The sequence below is a fragment of the Thermoflexus sp. genome (assembly GCF_042408365.1).
Taxonomy (GTDB): Bacteria; Chloroflexota; Anaerolineae; order Thermoflexales; family Thermoflexaceae; genus Thermoflexus.
In genome coordinates, this window is sequence record NZ_JBHOQJ010000301.1 from 1 (window position 1) to 8,030 (window position 8,030).

An 8,030-nucleotide genomic window follows, 5' to 3' on the forward strand; every position below is an offset into this window, starting at 1 on the left:
CAGGCGATCCCCCTGTCGTCGAGCCTCCAGGGCGGCGTCCCCCCATGCGGTGGCCAGCTCCTCAAGGGTTCCCTGACCCTGGATATAGGCTTCTTGAGCGGCGTTCGCCCGTTCAATGGTTTGCAGCACCCCCGGTTCGCAGGCGAGGGGCGATGGGGTGGGCGAGGCAGGCGTGGGGGACTGAGCAGGGGAAGGGGTTAAGGGAGGTGGCTCCGGGGAGCGGGGGACCCCCGGGGAGGGGAGCGGTGTGGGAGAAGCGGTAGGAGATAGCGTCAGGGTGTGCGGAGTGGGTGCAGGCCTGGGGGATGAGGGGCTCACAAAATATGGGTAAAGGATGAGCCCATAACCGAAGCTCATCGCCAGGAAACTGAATCCGACGAGCAGGGCCCGCCATTCCCGCCGATGGAGAGCGACCGGCAGCGCTCTCCCCAGACCCCATCCAGGGATCCAGGCCCGTTCCGGGCGAGCCAGGAGGAATAAGAGCAAGCCCAGCCCGATGAGCAGGAAACCGATCAGGAGTTCCAGTCCTCGCATCGCGAATCCCCAGCCTCCCGCTTGTGATCCTTTGGAGTCACGTAGCTGGCCCCCTCCTGAAGGGTCAGGGGCTGAGTCAAGCGCGGATGGTGTCCCGCTCCGCCCTTAGGATGTTTTTATCCGGGGCAGGAGCGTTTCGCCCTGTCCGCCAGGCTCATCAGGGTTTCTGGCTCCATCATGGCGACAAATCGCTGGAAACACAAGTGACCTTGGAGAAGGGATCAAAGAGAGCGATGCCCGCTCGCTGATCCCCTTTCCTCACCCCACCGGTCTTTGTTTGGTTGTACGGTTCAGATCCTTTATAATGAGGTTGGGCCGCCTGGCTGGAATGGCTTCGGGCAGCCGCCCCGGCACCTGCAGGAGGTGCTGCTGACGATTTGCACAATCCGCATCCTCCAGATTCTCCTTTCACAAAGGATGGATTCAACAATGATGCGCTTCGATCATTTCACCGAACGAGCCCAGGACGCGGCAGCGAGGGCTTACGAGATCCTGCAACGATACGGACACAACCAGGTGGACACCGAGCATCTCCTCCTGGCCCTCTTGGAACAGCCGGATGGGGTGGTGCCTCAGCTGCTCCAGCGGATGGGGATCAGCGTGGACTGGATGCGGGGCCGGCTGGACGAGGTTCTCCGGGCCAGCCCGCGTGCATCCATCTATGGCTTCGGCGGGGCCGGTCAGGTGTTCATCACCCCCCGGGTGAAACGTATCCTCGACCTGGCGAACGAGGAAGCCCGGCGGCTGGGGGATGACTACATCTCCACCGAGCATCTCTTCCTGGCCATCGCGACCGAGCGCAACACCCCGGCGGCCCGCATCCTGATGGACGCCGGGGTGACCCGGGATCGGATCTACGAGGCGATCAAGGATCTCCGGGGTGGGGCCCGGGTGACGGACCCAGGGGCGGAAGGGCGCTATCGGATGCTGGAGCGCTACGGCCGGGATCTCACCCGGTTGGCGCGTCAGGGGAAGCTGGACCCGGTGATCAATCGGGAGGCGGAGATCCTGCGGGTGATCCAAGTGTTGTGCCGACGGACCAAGAACAACCCGGTGCTGATCGGCGAGGCCGGGGTGGGCAAGACGGCCATTGTCGAGGGCCTGGCCCAGCGCATCGTCGCCAACGAGGTCCCCGAGCTATTGATGGGGAAGCGCATTGTGCAGCTGGACCTGGCGGCCATGGTGGCCGGGGCGCGGTTCCGGGGTGAGTTCGAAGAGCGCCTCAAGGCGGTCATCGAGGAGGTCCAGCGGGCGGAAGGGGAGGTGATCCTTTTTATCGATGAGATCCACACGGTGGTGGGTGCGGGAGCGGCCTCTGGGGCCCTGGACGCGGCCTCGATGTTGAAGCCTGCCCTGGCCCGAGGAGAGCTGCGCTGTATCGGCGCCACCACGTTAGATGAATATCGCAAGTACATCGAGAAAGATCCCGCCCTGGAGCGGCGGTTCGCCCCGATCTTCGTTGAAGAACCATCCGTGGAATCGGCGATCCAAATGCTGCAGGGGCTGCGGGAGCGCTATGAAGCCCATCATCAAGTTCGCATCAGCGACGAGGCGATCGTCGCCGCGGTGCGTCTCTCCCACCGTTACATCACCGACCGTCGGCTCCCGGATAAAGCCATCGACTTGATCGATGAGGCGGCGGCGCGGTTACGGGTGGCTCTGAACACCCTCCCGCCAGAGCTCAAAGCCCTCAAGACGGAGATCGAGCGGTTGGTGCAGGAAGAGGAGCATGCCGGGCTGAACCGGGATTATGAGCGGGCTGCCCAGATCCGCATGCGTCGTCTCCGTCTCCAGAAGGAGTTCGAGGCCCGTCGGGCCCAGTGGCAGCGGGAGCGCAACTTAGATGAGGTGGTTTCCGAGGAGGACATCGCCCAGGTGGTGGCGGCGTGGACGGGTATCCCGGTGGCCCAGGTGATGGAGACGGAGGCGGAGAAGCTCCTCCATATGGAAGAGCGGTTGCGGGAACGGGTGGTCGGTCAGGATGAGGCGATCGCTGTGGTGGCGGATGCCATCCGGCGGGCCCGGGCGGGCCTGAAGGATCCGCGACGGCCCATCGGTTCCTTCCTGTTCCTCGGGCCGACCGGGGTGGGGAAGACGGAGCTGGCCAAGGCGCTGGCGGAGTATCTCTTTGGGGACGAGGATGCCCTGGTCCGGCTGGATATGAGCGAATACCGGGAATACCATACCGTCTCCCGCCTCTTCGGGGCGCCACCGGGCTATGTGGGCTATGAGGAAGGGGGGCAGCTCACGGAGGCGGTGCGCCGCCGCCCTTACCGGGTGATCCTCTTCGATGAGATCGAGAAAGCCCATCCGGATGTATGGAACGCGCTGCTCCAGATCCTCGATGATGGCCGCCTTACGGATGGGCAAGGTCACACGGTGGATTTCCGTAACACGATCATTATCATGACTTCCAATGTGGGCACCGAGTATCTCCGACGCGGCGGGACCATCGGTTTCGTCCCCGCGACCTCAGAGCGCGAGCGGATGGAGGAACAGCAGCGGGTCGAGCGGGCTCTCCGCGAGACCTTCCGGCCGGAGTTCTTGAACCGGATCGATGAGATCGTGATCTTCAACCGGCTGACCTTGGAGCATGTGATGCGAATCGTTGACATTCAGATGCGTCAGATCCAGTCCCGCCTGGCCGAGCATGGGCTGCAGGTGGTCCTTACGGAGGCCGCTCGGCGCTGGCTGGCCGAGGAAGGCTACGATCCTGCCTTCGGCGCCCGCCCTCTGAAACGGGTCCTCCAAAAGCAGGTCGAGAGCCCGCTGGCCGTCCGGTTATTGCGCGGGGAGTTCCAGGCCGGCGATGTGATCGTGGTCGATGTGGGCGAACATGGGTTGATCTTCCAGCGACAGTCGACGGAGGTGATCCCGCTCATGGAGCGAGTGCCCCAAGTATGAAGGGGGGATGGGGCGGGGGAAATGGGGGTGTGGGCTATCCTCCAACGGCCTACACCCCCATAAATTTTCTTCCCTCCCCTGTTCGTTGGATTTTGGATCAATAGTCCAGCCTCTCCGTTGCGAAGGGTTGGCACGAGCTGAGAGCGCTGCAAGGTTCGCCGATGCCCTTCCTGATTGATGGCCACAATCTCATCGGGGCGATGCCGGATTTGCACCTGGAGGATCCGGATGATGAGGCCCGCCTGGCTGAACGGCTCCAGCGGCTGGCCATGCGAACCGGGCGGCGGATCACCGTGATTTTCGATCGCAGGGCCCCGGGTGGCCCCTCCTCGTTCTCCAGGGGCGTCGTGACGGTGCGTTTCGCCCCTTCCGGGACAACGGCCGATGAGCTTTTAATACAACAGATCCAGGCGGAGCGCAATCCGCGGGGGTTGATCGTGGTGTCTTCGGATCGAAGGGTGCAGGAGGCGGCCCGGCGTCGAGGGGCGGCGGTCTGGTCGGCCGCGGAGTTCCTGGCCTATATGCAGCGGGCTCTGGGAGGGCGGAAACCGCCCGAAGGCATTGAAGAGGAGAAGCCGGAGGGGGTGAATGAATCCGAACTGAAAGACTGGCTGGAGTTGTTTCAGGGGAGGGATTCTGGGGCTTGAATAGGCCGCTGAATAAAAAGATTCTCCGTAACTATTCAGCCGTTCTTGTGCAATACAGATATGGGCGTTTCACCGTGGGTTTTCTCCTGGGGGCTTTGGGGTCCTTCCGCCTCTTCGTGAGCGCTCCGAACCGAATGTGGCCAGGCTGAATAGTTGCGATTCTCCCTACAGATCAGGATGGCTGCTTGCGTTCAAAAACCCTGTTTCCCAGCATCGAGGAGGCGATCCATGTTTGAGGATATCCGTCAGCACCTCTCCGAGGTTCCTGAAGGGGAGACCATCGAAGAAAGTATGGAACGCCCTCCATCTCGCTCATTGCTCCCCTCTCTCTCATTTCTCCAGCAGCTCACGCCATCGCAGCGTCTCATCCTGATCGGGCTTCTTTTGATGGACCTGTTCCTGCTCGGATTCTTGGTGTTCCTGATCACGGGGGTGATCCGCCTGGGGTAGTGCTTTGTCTCTATATCTTTTGAGGTTTGATGGTTCGTGGGGGCCTGCGGGGGTTGGGGGAGGCGATCGAAGACGGGCGTGATTTTACCTTGAAAAATTAATCATCATCTCCCCGTGCGGCTTTGCCGCACAGAGAGGAGGGATGGGGCAACTCCCATGGCCCGGTTGTTGTCAGGCAGATTGCGAATCTGCTACAATAAAGATAACTCAATGATACCCAATTTGCAGACTTAAGAACGGAGCCCCCGTGTTCACGGAGGGAGCGCTGCGATGGCCGAGATGGTCAAGCTGTTGATGGCCTGGGATATCAAGCCCGGCCATGAGCAAGAATACTTTGAGTTCATTGTCCGCGAGTTCGCGCCGGGGATGATGCGCTTGGGGATGGAGCCCACAGATGCCTGGTATACAATGTACGGAGAAGGTCCCCAGATCCTCACCGGCGCGATCGCCCAGGACATGGAGACCCTTCAGCGTATCCTAGCCAGCCCGGAGTGGCAGGAGCTGAAGAAGAAGCTGTTCCGCCACATCCGGAACTACAAGGAGAAGATCGTGAAGGCCACCGGGCGGTTTCAGGTGCTCTAAGCCTTAGGGGCCTTGGGGGACCTGAAAGGGGTGCTCTTCTCCCCACCCATGTCGCGCAGCGCCGTAGAGAAAGGGGTGGGGAGCGGGCGGATGGCTGCTGCTGGATTCGTTATAGAAAGGCTGGGAAGGGGAGGAGTAGGCGCGAGCGGCGGCGCCAGCGAGGGGGGAGTAGTGCAAGCCCCTGTCGCCCGCTGCGCCGAAGGTCGCCCCGGAGCTGGCCGGATGAACGCCGGCGGGTGGCCGGCCTGAGTTCGGCCCGGGCGCTGCCCGTTACCGCAGCCCAAGGGCAGGGGATGAGCGGTTCTCGCTCCCCCTGAAGCAAGGTGGTACCGCGGGAGGTCTGCCCCCTCTCGTCCTTGTGGCGAGAGGGGGCTTTTTTATTTCAGGAGTTGCGCGGTTCGAGTGGTCACCCCACAAAGAAACCAATCCCCCCTTCCCCCTGCGGCTTTGCCGCAGGGGGAAGGGGGGAAGCGGCCGGGCCGGAAGCCAAAGGCAACCGGCTTGCCCATAATTCATGAGGAGGTGGAGGATGGCGGCTCAAGCCATGGCGCTTCCCAAGACCTTCAACCCGCAAGAGCTGGAGGAGCCGATCTACGAATGGTGGGAGCGGCAGGGGTTCTTCACGCCCCAAATCGATCCGATGAAGCGACCCTTCGTGATCTCCATGCCCCCGCCCAACGTCACAGGGGAGCTGCATATGGGCCACGCGATGTTCGTGACCTTAGAGGACCTCATGATCCGTTATCACCGGATGAAGGGGGATCCCACCCTCTGGGTGCCGGGGACGGATCACGCGGGCATCGCGACCCAGGTGATGGTGGAACGGGAGATCGCCAAGGAGGGTCTGACTCGCCACCAGCTGGGCCGGGAGCGGTTCCTAGAGCGGGTATGGGCCTGGAAGGAGAAATACGGGGGCACTATCACCCGGCAGCTGCGTCGGCTCGGGGCTTCATGCGATTGGACCCGGGAGCGCTTTACGATGGACCCCATCTACTCCCGGGCGGTGCGCGAGGCTTTCGTCCGCCTCTACGAGCGGGGTCTGATCTACCGCGGTGAATACTTGATCAATTGGTGTCCCCGCTGCGAGACGGCCCTCTCAGACCTCGAAGTGGAACGGGAAGAGGAAGAGGAAGGACTCCTCTATTATGTCCGTTACCCGCTCTTGGGGGATGGCTGGGAGGGGCCGACGGGGCCGTGGGGCAGCGGCCGCTGGGCGGAGGGCGCGAGGGCCTTTATCACGGTGGCCACCACACGCCCGGAAACCATCTTGGGGGATACCGCGGTGGCCGTGCACCCTGAAGACGAGCGCTACACGGGCTTGGTGGGGCGGATCGCCGTGTTGCCGGCGCTGGGCCGCCGCATCCCGATCATCGCCGACCCGGCCGTGGACCGGGATTTCGGGACGGGGGCGGTGAAGGTGACGCCGGGGCATGACCCGACGGATTACGAAATCGGGGAGCGGCACGGGCTGCCTCGGATCAACGTGATGAACCGGGACGCCACGATCAACGAGAACGGTGGGCCCTACGCCGGGATGGAGCGCTTCCGGGCCCGGGAGGCGTTGGTGGAGGATCTCCGGAAGGAAGGCCTCTTGGTGAAGATCGAACCCCATCGCTACGCCCCCGGCCGCTGCCAGCGTTGCGACACGATCGTAGAGCCGATGCTCTCCCTTCAGTGGTTTGTGAACACCAAGCCCCTGGCGGAGGAGGCCATTCGGGTGGTGAAGGAGGGGCGTATCCGTATCCTACCGGAGCGCTTTGAAAAGGATTATTTCCGCTGGCTGGAGAACATCCGCCCCTGGTGCATCAGCCGCCAGCTCTGGTGGGGGCACCGCATCCCGGCGTGGTATTGCGACGACTGCGGGCATATCACGGTGACCCGGGCGGATCCGGCGGCCTGCGCCCGGTGCGGCGGCGCCCGCATTCGTCAGGATGAAGATGTGCTGGACACCTGGTTCTCCTCGGCCCTCTGGCCCTTCGCCACGCTGGGCTGGCCGGACGAAACGGAGGACCTGCGCTACTTCTACCCCACCACGGTGATGGAGACGGGTTACGATATCTTGTTCTTCTGGGTGGCCCGGATGGTGATGATGGGCTTGGCCATGACCGGCGAGATCCCCTTCCGCATCGTTTACCTTCATGGCCTGGTGCGGGATGAAAAGGGCGAGAAGATGAGCAAGACGAAGGGCAACGTCATCGACCCCCTGGTGGTGATCCGAGAATACGGGGCGGACGCCCTGCGCTTCACCCTGGCGACCGGCTCCACCCCGGGCAACGACATGCGCCTCTCGCTTCAGCGGGTGGAGGGGAGCCGGAATTTCGCCAACAAGCTTTGGAACGCCGCCCGCTTTGTGTTGAGTGCGCTCCCAGGGCCCATTCAGCGGCCTTCGCTGGAAGACCCGTCGCTGACGATGCCGGATCGCTGGATCCTCTCGCGTTACCACCGCACGGTGGCGGCGGTCACCGAGGCGATGGAGGCGTTCGATTTTGGGGAGGCCGGACGGCGCATCTACGAGTTCACATGGAGCGATTTCTGCGACTGGTACATCGAGATCGCCAAGGAACCCTTATACCGGGGCTCGGAGGCCGATCAGGCGCGAACCCGCGGGGTGCTGGTCTACGTGCTGGACGGGATCCTCCGGATGCTCCATCCCTTTATGCCGTTCATCACCGAAGCGCTCTGGGGCTATTTGAAACGGGCGGGAGCCGTGGACGGCTCGGAGGCGCTGATCGTGGCCTCCTGGCCTGCCCCCGGGCCGGTGGATGGCTCGGCGGAGGCCGGGATGCAGGCGCTCATCGAGACGATCCGGACGATCCGCAACGCCCGGGAGGCCCATCGGGTGCCATCGGAACGGCGGATCGCTGCCTGGATCGCTGCGGGGGAGTTCCTGCCGATTCTGGAGGCCCACCGGGA

At 63.2% G+C, this 8,030-nt stretch carries 5 protein-coding genes and 1 pseudogene; 5 read left to right on the forward strand and 1 reads right to left on the reverse strand.

Features of this window, described 5'->3' with window-relative positions; all coding sequences use genetic code 11:
* A pseudogene (locus ACFMO5_RS13865) lies at positions 1–534 on the reverse strand (hypothetical protein); the annotation flags it as partial.
* A 432-nt stretch (positions 535–966) separates the two neighbouring features.
* Here ACFMO5_RS13865 and ACFMO5_RS13870 point away from each other — a divergent pair.
* From ACFMO5_RS13870 to ACFMO5_RS13890, 5 genes are all read left to right on the forward strand, one after another.
* Complete coding sequence (locus tag ACFMO5_RS13870; RefSeq protein WP_376793345.1) at positions 967–3,438, forward strand: ATP-dependent Clp protease ATP-binding subunit; 2,472 nt, start codon at positions 967–969, stop codon at positions 3,436–3,438.
* A gap of 161 nt (positions 3,439–3,599) precedes the next feature.
* Positions 3,600–4,085, forward strand: coding sequence for an NYN domain-containing protein (locus ACFMO5_RS13875; protein ID WP_376793341.1), 486 nt, complete (start codon positions 3,600–3,602; stop codon positions 4,083–4,085).
* A gap of 228 nt (positions 4,086–4,313) precedes the next feature.
* Positions 4,314–4,535 carry a hypothetical protein gene (locus ACFMO5_RS13880; protein ID WP_376793342.1) on the forward strand — a complete coding sequence of 74 codons (222 nt, stop codon included), beginning with the start codon at positions 4,314–4,316 and terminating at the stop codon, positions 4,533–4,535.
* A gap of 270 nt (positions 4,536–4,805) precedes the next feature.
* Positions 4,806–5,117 carry a hypothetical protein gene (locus ACFMO5_RS13885; RefSeq protein WP_376793343.1) on the forward strand — a complete coding sequence of 104 codons (312 nt, stop codon included), beginning with the start codon at positions 4,806–4,808 and terminating at the stop codon, positions 5,115–5,117.
* 529 nt (positions 5,118–5,646) lie between these two features.
* The coding region (locus ACFMO5_RS13890; RefSeq protein WP_376793344.1) for a valine--tRNA ligase at positions 5,647–8,030 on the forward strand (2,384 nt) is incomplete at its 3' end.